At 70.9% G+C, this 18,790-nt stretch carries 13 protein-coding genes; 6 read left to right on the top strand and 7 right to left on the bottom strand.

The window, feature by feature from the left end:
* Positions 1-11 precede the first annotated feature (11 nt).
* Together OH768_RS06530 and OH768_RS06525 are read left to right on the top strand one after the other, a co-directional pair.
* Entirely contained in the window at positions 12-1,307 is a 1,296-nt protein-coding gene (locus OH768_RS06530; protein WP_406450960.1) for an ABC transporter substrate-binding protein, read from the top strand.
* A gap of 135 nt (positions 1,308-1,442) precedes the next feature.
* Positions 1,443-2,432 (top strand): LacI family DNA-binding transcriptional regulator, encoded by a 990-nt coding sequence (locus OH768_RS06525; protein ID WP_406450958.1) that lies wholly within the window; start codon positions 1,443-1,445, stop codon positions 2,430-2,432.
* Positions 2,433-2,435: 3 nt separating this feature from the next.
* On the opposite strand, the gene OH768_RS06520 is transcribed toward OH768_RS06525, so the two are convergent.
* Positions 2,436-3,605 (bottom strand): glycoside hydrolase family 76 protein, encoded by a 1,170-nt coding sequence (locus OH768_RS06520; protein WP_406450956.1) that lies wholly within the window; start codon positions 3,603-3,605, stop codon positions 2,436-2,438.
* Between the two features lie 204 nt (positions 3,606-3,809).
* Between OH768_RS06520 and OH768_RS06515 the strand changes: the two genes are divergently transcribed.
* The gene (locus OH768_RS06515; protein WP_406450954.1) at positions 3,810-5,423 is read left to right on the top strand and encodes a glycoside hydrolase family 27 protein; all 1,614 of its coding nucleotides are present in this window, start codon (positions 3,810-3,812) and stop codon (positions 5,421-5,423) included.
* 32 nt (positions 5,424-5,455) lie between these two features.
* On the top strand, positions 5,456-6,916 hold the full coding sequence (locus OH768_RS06510) for a glycoside hydrolase family 76 protein (protein WP_406450952.1): 1,461 nt from the start codon (positions 5,456-5,458) through the stop codon (positions 6,914-6,916).
* Positions 6,917-6,923: 7 nt separating this feature from the next.
* On the opposite strand, the gene OH768_RS06505 is transcribed toward OH768_RS06510, so the two are convergent.
* Together OH768_RS06505 and OH768_RS06500 are read right to left on the bottom strand one after the other, a co-directional pair.
* The gene (locus tag OH768_RS06505; protein ID WP_406450950.1) at positions 6,924-7,841 is read right to left on the bottom strand and encodes a pyridoxamine 5'-phosphate oxidase family protein; all 918 of its coding nucleotides are present in this window, start codon (positions 7,839-7,841) and stop codon (positions 6,924-6,926) included.
* Positions 7,838-8,536, bottom strand: a complete 699-nt coding sequence (locus tag OH768_RS06500) for a hemerythrin domain-containing protein (RefSeq protein ID WP_406450948.1) — start codon at positions 8,534-8,536, stop codon at positions 7,838-7,840. The genes OH768_RS06505 and OH768_RS06500 overlap by 4 nt, the downstream gene beginning before the upstream one ends.
* Positions 8,537-8,723: 187 nt before the next feature.
* Between OH768_RS06500 and OH768_RS06495 the strand changes: the two genes are divergently transcribed.
* Positions 8,724-11,108, top strand: a complete 2,385-nt coding sequence (locus tag OH768_RS06495; protein WP_406465167.1) for a BTAD domain-containing putative transcriptional regulator — start codon at positions 8,724-8,726, stop codon at positions 11,106-11,108.
* Between the two features lie 31 nt (positions 11,109-11,139).
* On the opposite strand, the gene OH768_RS06490 is transcribed toward OH768_RS06495, so the two are convergent.
* Positions 11,140-12,039: an amidohydrolase family protein gene (locus OH768_RS06490; protein ID WP_406450946.1), complete on the bottom strand. Its 900-nt coding sequence runs from the start codon at positions 12,037-12,039 to the stop codon at positions 11,140-11,142.
* 276 nt (positions 12,040-12,315) lie between these two features.
* Between OH768_RS06490 and OH768_RS06485 the strand changes: the two genes are divergently transcribed.
* Positions 12,316-13,797: an MFS transporter gene (locus OH768_RS06485; RefSeq protein ID WP_406465166.1), complete on the top strand. Its 1,482-nt coding sequence runs from the start codon at positions 12,316-12,318 to the stop codon at positions 13,795-13,797.
* Between the two features lie 3 nt (positions 13,798-13,800).
* On the opposite strand, the gene OH768_RS06480 is transcribed toward OH768_RS06485, so the two are convergent.
* From OH768_RS06480 to OH768_RS06470, 3 genes are all read right to left on the bottom strand, one after another.
* On the bottom strand, positions 13,801-15,516 hold the full coding sequence (locus OH768_RS06480; protein WP_406450944.1) for a SpoIIE family protein phosphatase: 1,716 nt from the start codon (positions 15,514-15,516) through the stop codon (positions 13,801-13,803).
* A gap of 162 nt (positions 15,517-15,678) precedes the next feature.
* Positions 15,679-16,383, bottom strand: coding sequence for a class I SAM-dependent DNA methyltransferase (locus tag OH768_RS06475; RefSeq protein WP_406450942.1), 705 nt, complete (start codon positions 16,381-16,383; stop codon positions 15,679-15,681).
* A 172-nt stretch (positions 16,384-16,555) separates the two neighbouring features.
* Positions 16,556-18,730 carry a hypothetical protein gene (locus tag OH768_RS06470; protein WP_406450940.1) on the bottom strand — a complete coding sequence of 725 codons (2,175 nt, stop codon included), beginning with the start codon at positions 18,728-18,730 and terminating at the stop codon, positions 16,556-16,558.
* Between the last annotated feature and the right edge of the window lie 60 nt (positions 18,731-18,790).

Below are 18,790 nucleotides of genomic sequence, written 5' to 3'. Positions count from 1 at the left end.
AGGAGGGCATGATGAAACGATTGATCCGTCTCGGCGGAGCGTTGTTGACGGCGGGGGGACTGCTCGCGACGGCGGCCTGCGGAGGCTCGTCCGGGAAGCAGTCGGACGGCAAGGTGACGGTGACCCTCATGACCTGGGAGTCCGCCACCACCAACAAGGCCATCGACCAGGCCCTGACCGGTTTCCACGACCCGAACATCACGGTCAAGCGCGTCGACACCCCCAACGGCAACTACAGCGACAAGCTCGCCGCACTCACCCAGGCCAAGAAGCTCCCCGACCTGTTCTGGTGCGGCAACGACACCGAGCAGCAGTACACCAGCCAGGGCCTGCTCACCGACTGGGCCTCCCGGCTCTCCGGCTCCACCGACTTCGGCGCGAGCAGCTTCGTCTCCTCCACCATGAAGAACTGGAAGACCGCCGACGGCAAGATCGGCGGCGTTCCGTCCCTGCTGAACACCTACGGCATCTGGTACGACGTCGACGCCTTCAAGGCCGCCGGCCTCACCGTGCCCGCGGCCGGCTGGACCTGGGACCAGATGTTCGCCGACGCCGCGAAACTGCACGCGAAGGGCGCCAAGTACGGCCTCGTAGCGGATGCGTTGACATCCACGGACGGCCCGTTCTCGCTCAGCACGTACGCGCTGTCGGCGGGCGGCGCGCCGTTCGCCGACGACGTCCACCACCCCACGAAGACGACCATCGACACGACGTACACCGACGGCGTCAGCAAGGTCGTGGCGGGGATCAAGAGCGGGGCCGTCGCACCGCCCGGATACGACATCAGCAACCAGCAGGCGCTGTTCGCCGCCGGACAGATCCCCATGCTGTGGAGCGGCCAGTGGCTGGCGGCCGGCTTCCTCACCGACAAGCCGAAGATCAAATACGGCTTCGCGCCGCTGCCCCAGCAGACCAAGGCGGCCACCCTCTACGACGCGGTGGGCATCTGCACCCCGTCGTACACCCAGAACGCGGACGCCACCTTCAAGGTCCTCAAGTACCTCGACTCCACCGTGTGGACCAAGGTGCTGCCCGACTCCCCGGTCGCGGCCCCGGCCTATCTCTCGGCGCAGAATGCCTACTTCGGCGCCCTCGACAAGGCCGGTCTGACGACCGTCGCGTCCACCGTCAAGGCGGGCCTGAACACCCCGACCACCATCGGTGTCCGCTTCACCACCCAGTGGGCCAGCCAGTCGAATGACTTGATCACCGCCTACTGGCCGGACATCCTCAACGGCAAGAAGCCGCTGTCCGACCTCCAGACGATGACCGGCAAGATCAACGATGTGATCAAGAGCAACGGTTAGGCCCCTGGCCGAGCGGCGGGCCGGGACCCGAATCGTATCCTGGGAGCGGTCCCGGCCCCAAGGCACGCGATGGAAGGTTGGTCTTCAACTCACGTGAGAAGTCGTCCCCCGCACAGCCAGAACACCAGGCCCACCATGCGCGACGTCGCGGAGCGGGCCGGAGTCGCCGTCGTCACCGTCTCCCGCGTCGTCAACGGCATCGGCACGGTCCGCGAGGAGACGGCCGAGCGCGTGAACGCGGCGATCACCGCCATCGGCTACCAGCGCAACGAGATCGCGCGCTCCCTGCGCCCCGGCCAGAACTCGATGACCATCGGCCTGCTGCTCGGCGACCTCACCAACCCGTTCTACGCCTCCCTCGCCAAGGCCGCCGTCGAGGTCGCCAACGAGGCAGGCTATGCGGTCCTGTTGAGCACCGCCGACGAGGACCCGGAGGTGGAACGCCGGGCCGTCGGTGAGCTGATCGGACGCCGGGTCGCCGGGCTCATCATCGTCCCCGACCAGGGCGACCACGCCTTCCTCAACGAGATCAACGGCCACGACCACGTGCCCATCGTCTTCGTCGACCGCCCGGCCACCGGCGCCGAGGCCGATGTCGTCCTCGTCGACAACGAGGAGGGCGGACGCAAGGCCACCCAGCACCTCGTCGACCAGGGCCACCACCGGATCGCGATCCTCGTCGCGCCCTCCTACTACAGCACCGGCCGTCGGCTGCGCGGCTACCGCAAGGCGCTGCGCCGCAGCGGCATCGAGCCCGACAACGACCTGGTCGTCACCCTGCGCGCAGGCACCACCGAGGAAGCCGAGGCCGCCACCCGCACCCTGCTCACCTCCGCGAACCCGCCCACCGCCGTCTTCTCCACCACCGGCTTCCTCACCGAGGGCGTCCTGCGCGCCTGCCGTGAGCTCAAGACCTCCGTCGCGATCGTCGGCTTCGACGACTTCAAACTGGCCGACATGCTCCCCACCCCGGTCACCGTCGTCACCTCCGACACCGAGGAACTCGGCCGCCACGCGGCCAACTTGCTCCTCGACCGTATCAACGGTGACGACGCCCCCTCCCGCCGTACCGTCCTCCCGGTGCAACTGATCGCACGCGGTACGGGGGAGATCGGGCATCCCTGAACGTCAGTACAGCGTCGGCCACTTGGCACGCGGCCAGGCGAGCACGGCGTAGAGCTGCGCCAGTGCCGCCTGCTGGATCGCCTGGGTGCCACCGGCCGTGTCGAAGTGCACAAGTCCGGTGGCGGGATCCCGCATCGTGTCCCACACCTGGTCGGCGTAGTCGGCCATCGCCCGGTGGTAGGCGTCCTTCCCGGTCACCGACTCCAGGAGCAGCAGGTTCTTGAAGAAGATCGAGTTGAAGAACACGGGCTGCGTGAACAGCCGCCCCTGCGTGACGTAGTAGGTGTACGCGGCGGCGGCGATCCGCTCGGCTTGGCGCAGGTAGGCGCGGTCCCGGGTGACCTGGTACAGGAGCACCGCCACACCGACCGGCACGCCCTGGTTGTAGGACCAGAACGTCTTCTCGACGGTCCCCTGAAGGTCAAGGTGATCCCAGTACAGGCCACTTGGGCTCTGCAGATGCGCGTTCGTCCAGTCGTAGAAGCGCTTCGCCCAGTCCAGGTAGTCGGCCTCGCCGGTGATCTGGTGCAGCCGCAGGGCGAGTTGGGCGCCCGGCATGTTCGAGACGGTGTTGCGGTCGTGGCTCCAGTCGGCCTGCGTCCAGAAGACCCCGCCCGGCGCGGCATGACCGCTGTCGGTGTCCCAGCCGGACCGCACCAGGGCGAAGATCTCCTTCGCGCGGGCCAGCGCGGCGGCGTCCCCGGTCTGCAGATGCCGTTGGATCTTCGCGAGGCCGACCCATTCGTTGTCGTCGTAGAACATGTCGCCGCCCGAGCCGTAGGGCGCCACGGGGTAGGAGGCGTAGCCGGGAAGGCCGGTGGTACCTCCGCCGGGCTTCCAGTAGTGCTCCTGCGCCGCCGCCCGTCGGGACAGTTCCGGCTCGAACTCGCCGTCCACGGCGGTGAGATCGAGGGCGGCGATGTGCACCTGCGAGAAGGGCCATTCGTACGAGTACGGGTTGTCGCCGCCCGCCGCCGGGATCTGCTCGCGGACGAGCCCGGAGCCGTCGCCCGTGTCGAAGTGTCTCTTCAGGGCGGAGTACGCGTCTCTCGCGCGGGACAACGCCTTTGCGGAGCTTGGCCGTTCGGCCGCGTCCGCCGGTGTGGCGGCCGACGCCGTCAGCGCGGCCAGACCGGAACCGATCATCACTCGCCGGGAGGGGCGCAGGGACATGGTGGCCTCCAAGGGTGCGGGTGATGGAAACGTTGCCATCGACTCAGGAGGCCGTCAACGCCTCTGACGGCACGGGCGGTTCACTCCCGGGGCATTCTGGTCCGGACCATTGACGGCCGGACCCGGCTGGTGGAACCCTCGCGATGGTTACGTTTCCAACGGTGAGTTCGTGCAGCCCCCCACGGCGAAGCAGGAGACCTCGACATGACCGTTCCGGCACCGTTCAAGAGACGCCTGAGCGCCGCCCTCACCATGGCGCTGCTGCTGGCCCTCGTCCCGGCCCTGCTGGTGCTGCGCGCCGCACCGCCCGCACAGGCCCTCGACAACGGCCTCGCCAGGACGCCCCCGATGGGCTGGAACGACTGGAACGCGTTCGGCTGCAACGTGACCGAGCAGCTCGTCGAGCAGACCGCCGACTACCTCGTCTCCTCCGGGCTGAAGGACGCCGGGTACCAGTACGTCAACATCGACGACTGCTGGATGACCTCGGCCCGCAACGCGGCGGGCCAACTCGTCCCCGATCCGGCCAAGTTCCCCGACGGCATCAGCGGCACCGCCGCCTACGTCCACAGCAAGGGCCTCAAGCTCGGCATCTACGAGAGTGCCGGCACCGCCACGTGCGCCGGCTACCCCGGCAGCCTCGGCCACGAGCAGACCGACGCCAACAGCTTTGCCGCCTGGGGCGTGGACTACCTCAAGTACGACAACTGCAACCACCAGAACGTGCCCGACCAGCAGCGCTACACCGCGATGCGCGACGCCCTCGCAGCCACCGGCCGCCCGATCGTCTACAGCCTCTGCAACTGGGGCCTCGCCGACGTGTGGACCTGGGGCGCGGGCGTCGGCAACAGCTGGCGCACCACCGACGACATCAACGTCAACTTCTCGACCGTGGTGTCCATTTACAAGGCCAACGTCAAACTCGCCGCGTACGCCAAGCCGGGCGCCTGGAACGACCCCGACATGCTCGAAGTCGGCAACGGCATGTCGTTCACCGAGGACCGAACCCACTTCAGCCTCTGGTCGGAGATGGCCGCACCCCTGATCGCCGGCACCGACCTGCGCAAGGCCACCGCCGCCACCCTCTCCCTCTACGGCAACAAGGACGTCATCGCCGTCGACCAGGACTCCCTGGGCAAGCAGGGCACCGAGATCTCCAACTCCGGTGGCCTGCACGTCCTTTCCAAGCCGCTCGCCAACGGGGATGTCTCGGTGGTCCTCTTCAACGAGAACTCCTCCGCCGCCACCATCACCACCTCAGCGACGGCGGCCGGCCTCCCCTCGGCGTCCTCGTACAAGCTCAACAACCTCTGGTCGCACGTGATCAGCAGCACCACCGGCACCATCTCGGCGAGCGTCCCCGGCCACGGCTCGGTCATGTACCGGGTCTCCGCCGGCAGCGGCACCAGCGTCGGCACCACCCACCCGCTCATCGGCGCCTCCTCCAACCGCTGCCTCGACGCCTACAACGGCGAGACCACCCCCGGCACCAAGATCGAGATCTGGGACTGCGGCGGCGGCACCAACCAGGCCGTGACCATCACCGCCGCCGGTGAACTCCGGCTCTACGGCGGCACCCAGTGCCTGGACGCCTACGACAACCAGACCGGCAACGGCACCAAGGTGGAGCTCTACACCTGCAACGGCGGCGCCAACCAGAAGTGGAGCCTCAACCCCAACGGCACCGTCACCGGCACCCAGTCGGGCCTGTGCCTCGACGTCACCGGCGGCGACCAGCCCGCGGGCAACGTCAACGGCACCGCGCTGGAACTCTGGACCTGCAACGGCGGCGCCAACCAGCAGTGGCGCCTGGGCTGACCGCCCGCATCCCCCACACCCCTGGAGCCGGTATGAACTCAACAGCTAGACGAATCAGGCGAGTCGGGACCGGTCTGATCGCCGCCCTGGCCCTGTTCGTGCCGGTCTCCACCGGCGCCGCGAGCGCCGCCGCCGAGGCGACGATCTGCAACAAGTACTGCGACGCCCGCGACCCCGCCCTGTCCCCGGGAGACCGCCAGCCGGTGTCGGCCACCATCTACTCGCGCTCCATCGCCCTGCACTTCGACGACACCGACGCGATGGGCTGGGCCTCGATCACCAACGGCAGCCCCGGTGACGAGGTCTGGCTCGACCGCTCCTTCGACGGCGGCCGCACCTGGAGCTCGGGCGGCAAGCTCGGCGACACCACCATCCCTGCGGGGCAAGGGGGTTGGCGCACGCTGATGTACAACGTCGACGACTGGAACGCCCTCGGCGTCGGCGCCCTGCGCGCCTGCGGCAAGGCCGGTGACCGGGCCGAGATCGCCTGCACGCAGTGGGCCCGGACGACCTGGAACGCGGGCAGCCGCCCCACCGCCGCGGCGACCGCGCTGATGCAGTCCTACAACCTGGGCACCGGCCTCTTCGACACCACCGGCTGGTGGAACTCCGCCAACGCCCTGACCGCCCTCATCGACAACATCCGCGTCACCGGAATGGCCAGCTACAAGTACGCCATCGCCAACACCTACGACCGCAACCTCTCCGCCCAGGGCGGCAACTTCACCAACGACTACATCGACGACACCGGCTGGTGGGGACTGGCCTGGGTCGACGCATACGACCTCACCGGCGACTCCCGCTACCTCAACACCGCCCGCGCGGACGCCGATTACATGGCCCGCTACTGGGACACGACCTGTGGCGGCGGGGTGTGGTGGAGCACCGCCAGGACCTACAAGAACGCGATCGCCAACTCCCTCTACCTGGAGCTGAACGCGGCCCTGCACAACCGCATCGCGGGCGACACGGCGTACCTCGGGCGCGCCAACGCCGAGTGGTCGTGGTTCAAGGGCACCGGCATGATCAACGGCTCCCATCTGGTCAACGACGGCATCAACCTGGCGACCTGCGGCAACAACGGCGATACGACATGGTCGTACAACCAGGGCGTGCTGCTCGGTGGTCTCTCGGAGCTGTACCGGGCGACCGGCGACTCCACCCTCCTCACCACCGGCCGTCAGATCGGCGATGCCTCGACCACGTCTACGGCCCTCAACTCCGGTGGCATCCTGCGGGAACCGTGCGAGGCGAGCGGCTGCGGTGGTGACGGGCCGTCGTTCAAGGGGGCGTACATCCGGGGGCTGAGTGCCTTCAACTCCCGCCTGTCCGACCGTCCTTACACCTCTTACATCGCGCGGCAGGCCACCGCCGCCTACGCGAACGACCGCAACGCCCTCGACGCGTACGGGCTGCACTGGGCCGGACCGCTGGACTCCACCGACGCGGCCCGGCAACAGAGCGCGCTCGACCTGATGAACGCGGCGAATTGACGGTCCGTCACCTCTGTTTCGCGGACACGGCCAAGGCCTTGAACTCGTCCCACCGCACCCGGGGGCGAGCCAGGCCACGCCGTTCCAGATAGCGGGCGGTGGCGCGGCGCGTGTCGCGCAGGACGCGGATCGCGTCCGTCGGGCGGCCCGTGCCCATGGGTTCCACCACCTTGGCGGGGACCAGCAGCCAGCCGTCGTCCACGACCTTCAGGGTGCCCCGGACAAGGGCGTTGTGCATGTTGTTCAGCTGCTCGTCGTGCCGGTGCACCAGGAGCGAGGCCGGACCCTCGGTCGCCGCGCAGTCCGCGGGCACCTCCACCGCGAAACCGTCCCCGGCCGGCACGGGCCGGGTCCGGGCGAGCACCGGTGCCCCCGACGCGTCGCGCGCGGCGAGCACCGCCGAGGAGAAACGGGCCAGTTGGGCCGCGCCCGGCAGCGAATGCCCCGCCTCCGTGGCCTGTTGGTCCGACGCGGGGAGCGGCGGTCGTACGACGATCTGGTCCGGGGTGAGAGTGATCAGCAGCCGGAGGTAGTACCAGTCCATCAACCGTCGCAGGGGAGGGTTGACATACGCCCTGCTGTGCGGCTGCCGTTCGAAGAGCATCCGCCAGTAGTCCTCGGCTCCCTGAGGGCCCGTCATGATCTCGTCGGGGCACTCGGCACGGCCGCCGACGAAGATCTGCGGGGCGTGGTCGAGGCCGCTGCCGGTGGGGTCGGAGAAGAGGAGCGCGACGCGGCCGTCCCGGCGGATGTTCAGCGCCTTCTGCGTGAAGGCCAGGGACGTGCTCAGCAGGAGCGTGCCGTCCTGCTGCCGCCACACGGCGGTCGGCCACGCCAGCGGTGTGCCGTCGCGGCCGAGGGTGACGAACTCGCAGGTGCGGTAGGCGTCCAGGACGTCGAGCGGCGCGGCGTCGAGAAGGGTCATCGGCTCTGCTCCCCGTCCAGCGGGCCGCGTATCGCCCGGCAGGCGGCAGCGTACTGGCGGCGGCCGACGGCCTTCCACAGCAGCCGGCCGACCAGCGGGGTCCTGCCGAGGAAGTACGCCCGCTCCTCGGGCGTGGCATCCTCCAGGATCGCGCCGAGCGCGATCAACAGCCTGTTCCTGGGGATCCGTTCCAGCCCGCGGCGCCCGACCAGGTCCCATTCCCCGGCCGACAGATGCTCCGCGACCAGAGGCAGGACCAACTGCTCCTCGTCGTCGAGGTGTTCGAGCAGTACGGCCGCGTGCTGTTCCAGCGCGAGCGCCAACTCCTCCCCGGCAATGGGGTCCGCCGCCCGCTCCCACGCGGCCGTCCACTCCGTCACGACCGTCAGGCTCACGTCGATGCGCTGGTGCTGCTCCTCCATGCGGGCCACCAACTGGCCGTCCTTGACGCGGGTTTGGAGGTGCGGCCAGATGAGCTCGTCCTCGACGGAGTGGTGGCTGTGCAGTCCCGCCACATACTCGCGCAGATGCTCCGCGACCCTCGTCGCGCGGGCCGTGTCGCCGTCGGGGACGGCACGTGCCAGGCGGGGCAGATACGCCGACTCGCGGCGGAAGACCCGGTGGACCACGATCATCTCGTGGGTGTACGGACGCTCGGCCGTGGGAAGTTCGTCCGTCGTGCTGGTGGGTGACACGCTTGCTTGCTCCAACGATCGGATATCGGCAACAGCCTCCCAGGGTCGTGCGGCCCTCTTGGCGTCCACTTGGCGAGGGGCTCGGCGCGGTCGCCGCGGTGATCTCCGCGGGCCTGCGGAAAGGGCGTTTATCGTCTGTTGACCGCGTTGAACCACCGCTCGGGTAGATTCCCGCGCCGTGCTGCGTATTCGAGTCCTGGGTTCGTTGGGCGCCGATGACGAGGGGCGACCGGTCGGACTCGGTGCTCCACGCCAACGGGCCGTGCTGGCGCTGCTGATCGCGGCCCGCGGCACGGTCGTACCCGTCGACCGGATCGCGGACGCGCTGTGGCGCGGAGCACCGCCGAGCCGTGCCACGGTCTCCCTGCACACCTACGTGTCCCACCTGCGCCGCGCCCTCGAACCGGGCCGGCCGCCGCGCACCCCGGCGACCGTGCTGGTCACCTCGCCACCCGGCTACGCCCTGCGGCTGCCCGAGGACGCGGTGGACGCCTGGCGCTTCGAGACCTGGGTGGCCCGTGCCCGGCAGGCACCGGCCGAGGAGGCCCGCGCACTGCTCGCCGAGGCGCTCGCCTGGTGGCAGGGCACGGCCTTCGCGGAACACGCGGACGAGGCCTGGGCCGAGCCGGAGGCGACCCGCCTGACCGCGCTGCGCGCCGAGGCCCGCGAACTCGCCGTCGCCGCCGACCTGCACACCGGACGCCCCGCCGAGGCGGTACCGGCGGCCGAACTCCTCGTACGGGAAAGCCCGTTGCGGGAGGAGGGGTGGCGGCTGCTCGCCCTCGCCCAGTGGGCCTGCGGACGACAGGCCGACGCCCTCGCCGCACTGCGGGGCGCGACCCGGGTGCTGCGCGAGGAACTCGGCTGCGACCCCGGCCCGGCGCTGGCCGAGCTGGAACAGGCGGTACTGAACGGACGGCTCGACGTGCTGCGCGCGCAGGTGCCGCGCCGTGTTGAACTGCGCGCCGAGCCAAGCGTGTTGGCCGACAGGCGGGATACCGGCCTCGTCCTGGGCCACAGCGGTGAACCACGCACCGGGGCCGCCCTCTTCGTGGGCCGGGACAGCGAACTGCACGCGGTGGACGCCGCCGCGCGGGCCGCCCGGCGGCGGGGCGGTGTCGTGCTGGTCACGGGCGAGGCCGGGGTGGGCAAGTCCGCGCTGCTCGGGCGGGTCGAGGGACGACTGCGGTCGGCCGGGTGGACGGTGGTGGTCGGGCGGTGCCCCCCGTACGAGGGCGCGCCGCCCGCCTGGGCCTGGGCGGAGGCGCTCGGCGCGCTCGCCCGCGAACTCCCGCCCACGCGCCCCGCCGAACTGGCCGTACTGCTGCGCGAGCAGGACAGCGCGGCCGTCACGACCCGGGACGAGGCGACCGTCGGCCGCTTCCGGATGCATCGCGCCTTCACCGCCTGGCTCCGCGCGGCGGCCGGTGAGTTCCCGCTCGCCGTCGTCCTGGAGGACCTGCACCGGGCCGACGGCGAGACCCTCGCCCTGCTCGAAGCCGCGTCCACCGTCACCGGCGTACCCCTGCTCACCGTCGCCAGTTACCGGCCCACCGAGGCGGGGGAGCGCCTGGGCAAGACCCTCGCCCATCTCGCCCCCGTAGCACCGCGCCGCGTCGCGCTGAGCGGCCTGGCCCCGCACGACGTCGCCACCGTCGTCGACGCCGTGTGCGGTGGACCCGTGGACCCGTGGACGGTCACGGCCCTCGCCGAACGGACCGGCGGCAACCCGTTCTACGTCCTGGAGAGCGCACGGCTGCTGGCCGGCGAGGGCGCTCTCGTGGCCGTGTCCGAGGTCCCGCAGGGCGTACGCGACGTGCTGCGCAGACGGCTCGCCCTGCTGCCCGCCGCCGCCCGCTCGGCCCTGCGGCTCACGGCCGTCGTGGGCCTGGAGGCCGATGCGGCCGTCCTCATCGACGCGGCCGACACCGACGAGGACACCGTACTGGAGGGCCTCGACGCCGCCCTCGCCGCCGACCTGCTGACCGAGTCCGGCCCCGGACGCGTCCGGTTCGTGCACGCGCTGGTCCGCGACACCGTGTACACCGACCTGTCCGGAGTACGCCGGGCCCGCCTGCACGCCCGCATCGCGCAGGCGCTGCGCCGCCACCGGCCGAACGAACTCGCCGCCCTGGCCCACCACTTCGCCCACTCCGGCAGCACCGCGCACGCGCCGCTCGCCGTCGACTACGCGCTCCGCGCCGCCGAGGCGGCCGAACGGCGCTACGCCCACGACGTCGCCGTGGACCTCATCCAGCAGGCGATCGAAACCCGCGCCGCCGCCACCGGGCCGGCCGCCGAACCGGCCCAACTGGACGACACCGTAAGCCTGTTGGTGAGGCTGCTCGGCGCGCAGATCAGGGCCGGTTCGACCGACGCGGCCCGCCCCCTCGCGCACGCCCTCGCCGACCTCCACCGGCTCCTGGGCGAGGACGGCCCGGCGGCCGACAACTACAACCTGGCCGAGCACACCGCCCTCGCCTGGGGCTCCGCCCACCTGGCCGACCGGGCCCGCGAGGCGATGGCGGTCCTGGCGACCGCACACGCGCGGCGCCGGACGTTCGCGACGTAGGAGGGGAGGGGAAGCACCGAGTCGCGCCTCCTCACCCCTGTCCGGTCAACAGTCTTCGTGGATTGGCGATGCGGAAGGCGTACGCCGCCGCTCCGCCCAGCCCATGACCGGGATGCCGCGGCGGCTCGGCGTACGGCCGGTCCGAGCCCTGGACCACGGCGTTCACACCGAGGGCACGGACGGTCGCCTCGACGGCGGTCGGGCCGTACGACGACGTCTCGACGAACACTCCGAGGTCGGCCCGCCCGGGTCCGCCGCCCCGGGCGGCCAGCCGTTCCCCGTGCAGCGGGGCGAGTCCGGCCAGCAGGGCGAAGCACACCCGCAGGTGGGGGTGGCGCGGCCGGCCGAAGGCGTGGAAGGCGTACCAGGCGGCGTGCATCTGCTGGACGTACGGCACCACCGCGGGCCACCAGCCGGGGTCCGCCGGGGAGCCCACCGCGGGCCCCGGGTGGACGAGGAGCGGGCGGCCGCGTTCTTCGAGCAGGTCGAGGAGCGGGGCGCAGCGGTCGTAACCGGCCGCGTCCGCAAGGGAGTTGGCGGGAAGCTGAAGACCCGCGAAGCCGCGGTCCAGGTCCTTGGCGGTCGCCGTCGCGTCGATGTCCCGCACACAGGCCGCGGCCCAGGCCCCGAACGGCTCGGGCAGCGCCGCCGCGCCGTCGTGGTACGCGTCGAGCAGCGGCCGTGCCTCGGCGGCGGACAGCCATTCGACGCCGATCGGGGCCGACAGCGAGACGAGCACCCGGTCGAGACCGTCGGCGGCGGCGAGTTCCGCGCGCCGGGCGATGTCATGGTCCGCGGGCGATATCTCGAAGGGCGGTTCACCGTCCAGGAACAGGGTCCAGCCGTCCAGACAAGGCGGTTCGCGGCGGGCGCGCAGAGCCGTCACCAGCGAGGGGGTCCACAGATGCTGGTGTACGTCGACATTGGTCATGTCGCTTCTCCCGCCAAGGCGTTGAGTGTGCCGTCGACGACGACCACGGTCACCCATGGTCTCTCCCCATGTCCTGTCATGTGTGAACCTAGCCCCTGGGCCGGTGATGATCGAGTGGTGGGGGGCGGGGGCCGGGCGTACCGTCGAACGGTGAGCATCCGGTGGGCGTGACCGTCCACTGTCCTCTCGCGAGCGCGAAGCACCATGAGCAGCGGCCCTCGGCAAGTCTCCACAGCGCCCACCACCACCCGGGACACGGGCGGTGGCGGAAGCACCATGGCGCTGCTGGTCATCGCGGCCTGTCAACTGATGGTGGTTCTCGACATCACCATCGTGAACATCGCGCTTCCGCACATCCAGAGCTCCCTGGGGTTCTCCACCACCAGCCTGGCCTGGGTCGTCAACGCCTACACCCTCACCTTCGGCGGTCTGCTGCTGCTCGGCGGCAGGGCGGGCGACATCCTCGGCCGACGGCGCGTGTTCGTGTTCGGCGTGCTGCTCTTCGTGCTCGCGTCCCTGCTCGGCGGACTCTCCCAGAACTCCGGCGAACTCCTCGCCGCCCGTGCCCTCCAGGGCGTCGGCGGTGCCATCGCCTCCCCGACCTCCCTCGCCCTCATCAGCACGACGTTCCGCGAAGGACCCGAGCGCAACCGGGCGTTCGGGGTCTTCGCCGGTGTCTCGGCCGGCGGGGGCGCGATCGGGCTGCTGATGGGCGGGATCCTCGTCGAGTGGCTGAACTGGCGGTGGGTGCTCTTCGTCAACGTGCCCATCGGACTGCTCATCGTCCTCGCCACCCCACGCTGGATCCGCGAGTCCGAACGCCACCCGGGCCACTTCGACATCACCGGTGCGCTGACCTCCACCGTGGGCATGGTGCTGCTGGTCTACGGCTTCATCCGGGCCGCGCAGGAGGGCTGGAGCGACGGGCTCACCCTGGCCTCGTTCGGCGCGGCCGCAGTGGTCCTCGCCGGGTTCGTCCTGGTCGAGCGGCGCTCCCGGCAGCCGATCACCCCGCTGCACATGTTCAAGGACCGCAACCGGGCCGGGACATACGCCATCATGCTCTGCCTCTCCGCGGCGATCTTCGGCATGTTCTTCTTCCTCACCCTCTTCGTGCAGGACGTGCTGGGTTTCAGCCCGCTCATGGCCGGCATCGCCTTCCTTCCGGTCAGTGCCGTGATCGCGGTCGGCGCCGGCCTTGCCTCGCGGTTCCTGCCGACCTACGGGCCAAAGCCGTTCATGGTGGTGGGCGCGATCCTCGCCGCCGGGGGCCTGTCCTGGCTGACGCTGACGGACGTCCACTCCACCTACGCGGGCAGTGTGCTCGGCCCGATGCTGGTGTTCAGCCTGGGCATGGGCATGGAGTTCGTCTCGCTGACCCTGATGGCGCTCTCCGACGTTCCCGTCCAGGAGACCGGCGCGGCCTCCGGACTCCTCAACGCGATGCAGCAGGTGGGCGGTTCACTGGGGCTGTCCATCCTGGTGACGATGTTCGGCACGGCCAGCAGGAACGAGGCGAAGGACCAGATCCCCGCGTTCCTGTCCCAGGCGACCCCGGCCGAGCGGCTCCGCTTCCAGCGCACCGGGCAGCTCCCGGGCACCTGGGGCGACCAGGTCCTCACCTCCGGAGCGTCGGCCGCCTTCGTCATGGCCGCGATCTTCACCGTGGTCGCCGCGCTGATCGCCGTCGTGGTCATCCAGGTGCGTCCCTCCGACCTGGAACGGCTCAAGGGCGGCACCGGCGTCGGACCGGTCTGAGCGTCAACTCCCGGGACACGACGGGTCCTTCGGGATCCGCTGCTCGAACCACACCACCTTGCCCGTGCTCAGCCGCGTCGCCCCCCAGCGCTGCGCGAGCCGGTCCACGAGGAACAGCCCGCGACCGCCCTCGTCACCGGGTCCCGCCTGCTGCATCCGGGGCACCTGGGGCGAGTCGTCGGTCACCTCGCAGCGCAGCACGTCGGTGCGCAGCAGTCGTAGGGAGATCGGGCGCGAGGCGTACCGGACGGCGTTCGTGACGATCTCGCTGACCATGAGTTCGGTGGTGTCGAGCAGGGCGTCCAGGCCCCAGCGGCGCAGCACCCGGCGGGTCAGCCGGCGGGCCTGGCCCGCGGTGAGCGGGTGCGGGTCGAGGTGCCAGTAGCCGACGCTGTCCGGCGGGAAGCCCTCGAAGCGGGCGGTGAGCAGCGCGATGTCGTCGTCGCGCGGCCCTGGCGCCAGTGCGGCGAGGATGCGGTCGCACAGCCGCTCCAGCGAGGACAGGCGCTGTCCGTGCCGGGTGGACTGGAGGTGGGTGCGCAGGGCCTCGACGCCCGTCCCCACGTCCATGGCCCGGGACTCGACCAGGCCGTCGGTGTAGAGCACCAGGGTGGTGCCGGTGGGCGCGGGCATCTCCACCGACTCGAAGACGACTCCGCCGACGCCGATCGGGGCGCCCGGCGGCACCCGCAGGACCTCCGCCTGGCCGTTCGGTCGCAGCAGGACCGCCGGCGGGTGGCCGGCGTTGGCCATGAGGAGGCGGTGCGAGATCGGGTCGTAGATCGCGTACAGGCAGGTCGCGATGTGGTCGCTGCCCAGGCGCTGGGCCTGTTCGTCGAGATGGTGCAGCACCTCGTGCGGGGGCAGGTCGAGACCGGCGAGGGTCTGCACGATGGTGCGCAGCTGGCCCATGATCGCGGCCGAGGTCATGGAGTGGCCCATGACGTCGCCGACGATCAGCGCGACCCGGTTGCCGGGCAGCGGTATCGCGTCGTACCAGTCGCCGCCGACCTGCGCGGTCTTCGACGCGGGCAGATAGCGGCTGGCCAGCTGGACACCGGTCGGCTCCGGCAGCGACGACGGGAGCATGGTGCGCTGGAGCGTGTCCGCGACGGAGGCCTCATGGCCGTACATCACGGCCTTCTGCACGCCGATCGCGGTGTGGGTGGCCAGCTGGGAGGCGACGAGGAGGTCGTCGCCGGTGAACACGGAACGGTCGGGGCGGCGCAGCAGCACGACGGTGCCCATGACGTGGTGGCGGCCGTGCAGCGGGGCGATGATCAGCCGATGGCCCGGCGGGAGCGTCCCCGGCGCGCTCGCCGTGGGCCCCAGCAGCTCGGCCACCGCGGGCCCGATGTCGTCCGCGTCGCCGAAGGCCGGCTGCCCGGCCAGCAGCAGCTTCGCGAGCCGTCCGTCGAGCACCGGCTGCACCCGCTCGGTCACGTCCGCGTACTCGGCGTGCGGCATCAGCAGCGCGGTCCGCGCCTCCGGCGCCCGGTCGATGCTGTGCAGCTGCAGGACCACGGGCGCGGCCGACTTCTCGTCCCCGACGGGCAGCGGATCGTGCAGGTGGATGACGATCGCGTCGGCGAAGGCGGGCACCGCCGCCCACCGCAGCTCCCGCAGCGTCTCGTCCAGGTCCATCCCGCGGGCGATCCGTCTGGTCGCCACGTCCAGGTACTGGAGCCGGTCGGTCTGCGGTACGGGTGCGAGAGGCACCCGGTCCCATCCCGGATCCGGCGGCCGGACCGGGGCCGGGCCGCTCGCCGAACCGCCTCGCCGGGCGGTTCCGGCGGGGCCTTCGCGGGGGCTGTGTGGCTCCGTCACGCTTCGTCCCGTCCACTGGTGCGGCCGCTGGGCCGCCGGGTCGGTGCTACGGCCTCAGTCGCGCCGTCGGCAGCAGAGGAAGACCTGTTCCTCGGGCGGCACGTCGGCGACCGCCGGGGCGTAGGTGTAGGAGGTCTCCTTCACGATCTCGAAGCCCGCGTCGTCCATGATCTTGTGCAGGTCGTCGAGGAGATAGCCGGAGACCCTGATCGTGTTGCCGAGGAAGGGGATCGCGAAGTCGTCCACATGGGCCTCCACCATCGACAGGGCGAACAGACCGCCCGGGGTCAGCAGGTGGTGGATCGTGCGCAGGGCGAGGGGGATCTCCGCGCGCGGCAGCATCAGCAGGGAGAAGAACGCGGCGACGGCGTCGAAACGGCCCAGGTCAGCGGGGCCGCCCGGGCGCAGATCGGCCAGGTCGAGCTGGTGGAACGTGCCGCCGGGGACGTACTTCCGGGCCAGCTCCACCATCCGCCGGGACAGGTCGACGCCCACGAGCTCGAAGCCCGCCTCCGTCAGCTGCCGGGCGGTCGGCACGCCGGTGCCGCTGCCGAGGTCCAGCACCCGGGAACCCGGACCGAGGGACTCGATCAGCCAGTCACCGGCGGCGATCTGGCCCTCCTTGTGCGGGAAGGCCTCGTCGTAGCGGTCCCCGATGGCGTCGAAGGCCTCGGCCTGACCCGAGCGGTCGAGCCGCAGGCTGCCGTAGTCGGCCCCGTCGTTCGCTCTGCTCACTGAAATGGCCTTTCGTCCGCGCATAGAGGATTGTCCCACAAGTGGGGAAAGTGCGTTTCAAGTGGGAGAACGCCGTGAGGGGCGCCCTGGGGCGCCCCTCACGCGACGTCGGGGGCGAGGAAAGCGAACGGACTAAATTCATTGGGAAGATGAGAAGGAAGCCCGTTCATGGCCTCGCCAAGGCTGACGTTAGCAGTCAGGCGGGGATCAGGTCCCGCAGATTTTCCAGGGTCACGATCCGCGAGCCCTCGGGCAGCCCGTCCGGGCGGCGCAGACCGATGTAGGTGACCGGACCGCCGTCCGGCACCGCACCGCCGTCCCAGAGCGTCACCTCGGTCGTCTCCCCGGTCATCAGGCCGACGAGATGCCGCACCGTGAGCTGCTCGCGCTCGACGATGCCGCGCAGCAGGGTCGCCACCGTCACGCGGTTCTCCTCCACCCGGTTCGCGGACGGGCTGCCCTTGAGGTACAGGTGCAGCCACTTCGCCCGCCAGCGGCCGTCCTCCCCGCGCAGGAACACCAGCGGCAGCGCGACCCGCCCCGCACCGCGCAGCTCCGACGCCATCCGCACGGTTCGCGGCTCGAACGGCCGCCCCCGCTGCTCGCCCTCGCGCAGCATGAACCCGAAGAACGACTCCTCGACCTCCTCGAAGCCCTCGCCCGCGAAGATGTTGACCTGCGGCACGATGAACGCCCCGCGCACGGCACCCAGCCGCAGATCGATGAACTCCGAGGCCCCGTCCGGCGCTTCGGTGATGTCACCGGAGTGCTCACCCTCGATCTCGGTCAGCGAGGTGTACGACAACCAGGTGTTCGTCGAGTAGTCCGCGTTGAGCATCAGCGCCGACAGATCGAAGTCGGTGCGCTGCTCGGACTCCTTCCAGTACACGAAGAAGCGCAGCAACTCGCCCTCCACCGCCGACACGGACCCGCGCGGCAGCACCCCGAGCCCGGCCGCCGTCGCCTTCCCGCTCAACGGCAGCGCCACGTCGAGCACCTCCGGATCGACCAACAGCCGCTCCGCGGAAGGCAGTCGACGCCGCGTCTCGTCGTCGAGCACCGCGATCAGCCGCGCCCGCTCCGCAGGTCCTACGACCGTCCGCTCGTCGTCGGTCACCCAGGCACGGCCCCGCCGGTTCACGAACACCCGCAACTCCCCGGAATCCCGAGCCCGGTTGTGCAGATGCTCGCGCACCGACAGCACGACCCGGCCGGACACCTCGGGCGCGACCTCCTCGGCGGCGGCCACCACGGCGTCCCGCTCCTCCTGCGTGAGCGCGGTGCGCAGCAGCCGGTCCAGCGCGCGGAACAGCTTGCCGGGCGCGGACCTCAGCACCTTCACCGCCCCCAACACATCGTTCTCCGCGAGGAGTTCCTCGACCCGGCCGTCGAACGACCGCGCCTCCAGCTCACCCCGCGCGACCGCGAACACCTCGGCGGCGTGCGGCCACTTCGGGTACTCGTGCGGATGCAGCCGCTCACCGAGCCGCTTCCACTCCTCGCGGTGCGCGGCCACGTCGGCGAGCTTGGCGGGCGACGCGGCGACCACCGAGTCCAGCCCCGCGAGCAGCGCCCGCCGCACCGGACGCGACAGCGACTTGAAGCGGGTCGGCTCCGCCAGCGCCACATCGCCGTCCGACAGCGCGCAGGCCAGTCGCAGCACATCGGTGACGGTGTCCAGCAACAGCTTCGAACCGGCCGCCAACCGGGCCTCGTTGACGATCGCGCGGTTCTCCCGGACCGGGATCGCCTCGGGCTGCGGCCCGTCGACGCACCGCTCGGCCAGCGCCCGCAGATCACGCAGGTGCTCCTCGCCGAGCGGAGTGGCGCTGCCCGCCAACGCCAGGTACAGGGCGGTGAGTTCACCGGCCAGGTCGCCGCCCGGGTGCAGCACCGTGATCCGGTCGCCCGCCGCCGCGATCAACTCGTCCTGGGCGGCGAGCATTTCGGCGTACGTGTGCTGGTACCTGCCGTAGGCCGGCAGGTCGAGCAGGTTCACCACGCCGGTCCGCAACTGCTTGAGCGTCGCGGCCGGGGTCTTCTCGTCGCGGAGCGCGTCGGCGAGGCACGACATCCAGAAGTCCACGGTGTCGGGCACGTCGGCCGGGAAGCCGATGAAGTAGACGTTGTGCCGGACGTGGTCGCCGACCATCTGGCGGACGGTCCGCAGCGTGCGTGTGGCGATACCGGTGACCGTCTCCTCGGACAGCCCCGACAGTCGTTCCAGCAGCTCCGGGGAGAGCTTGAAGCCCACGGACAGCAGCGCGGCGTCGAACTGCCGCGCGACGGTGGCGCCTTCACCCACGGGACCCGTGGGCGTGGGGACGCGGAGCGTGTGCCGGATGACCAGCGGTTCGAGTCGGTCGATCATTCCGGCATGCTCCCAGAACCGAACAAGCGGGCGCATTCGGGTTTCTCGCAGACCTTTTCG

The sequence above is a fragment of the Streptomyces sp. NBC_01622 genome (genome assembly GCF_045209635.1).
GTDB lineage: Bacteria > Actinomycetota > Actinomycetes > Streptomycetales > Streptomycetaceae > Streptomyces.
This window is presented reverse-complemented; position numbering and strand designations above follow the sequence as displayed.

Bases quoted from the DNA above. Each gene is read 5' to 3' on its own strand.
- OH768_RS06510 (WP_406450952.1), top strand. From the start codon at position 5,456: ATGAACTCAACAGCTAGACGAATCAGGCGAGTCGGGACCGGTCTGATC.
- OH768_RS06505 (WP_406450950.1), bottom strand. From the start codon at position 7,841: ATGACCCTTCTCGACGCCGCGCCGCTCGACGTCCTGGACGCCTACCGC.
- OH768_RS06485 (WP_406465166.1), top strand. From the start codon at position 12,316: ATGGCGCTGCTGGTCATCGCGGCCTGTCAACTGATGGTGGTTCTCGAC.
- OH768_RS06470 (WP_406450940.1), bottom strand. From the start codon at position 18,730: ATGATCGACCGACTCGAACCGCTGGTCATCCGGCACACGCTCCGCGTC.
- OH768_RS06475 (WP_406450942.1), bottom strand. From the start codon at position 16,383: ATGCGCGGACGAAAGGCCATTTCAGTGAGCAGAGCGAACGACGGGGCC.
- OH768_RS06490 (WP_406450946.1), bottom strand. From the start codon at position 12,039: ATGACCAATGTCGACGTACACCAGCATCTGTGGACCCCCTCGCTGGTG.
- OH768_RS06520 (WP_406450956.1), bottom strand. From the start codon at position 3,605: ATGTCCCTGCGCCCCTCCCGGCGAGTGATGATCGGTTCCGGTCTGGCC.
- OH768_RS06530 (WP_406450960.1), top strand. From the start codon at position 12: ATGAAACGATTGATCCGTCTCGGCGGAGCGTTGTTGACGGCGGGGGGA.
- OH768_RS06515 (WP_406450954.1), top strand. From the start codon at position 3,810: ATGACCGTTCCGGCACCGTTCAAGAGACGCCTGAGCGCCGCCCTCACC.
- OH768_RS06525 (WP_406450958.1), top strand. From the start codon at position 1,443: ATGCGCGACGTCGCGGAGCGGGCCGGAGTCGCCGTCGTCACCGTCTCC.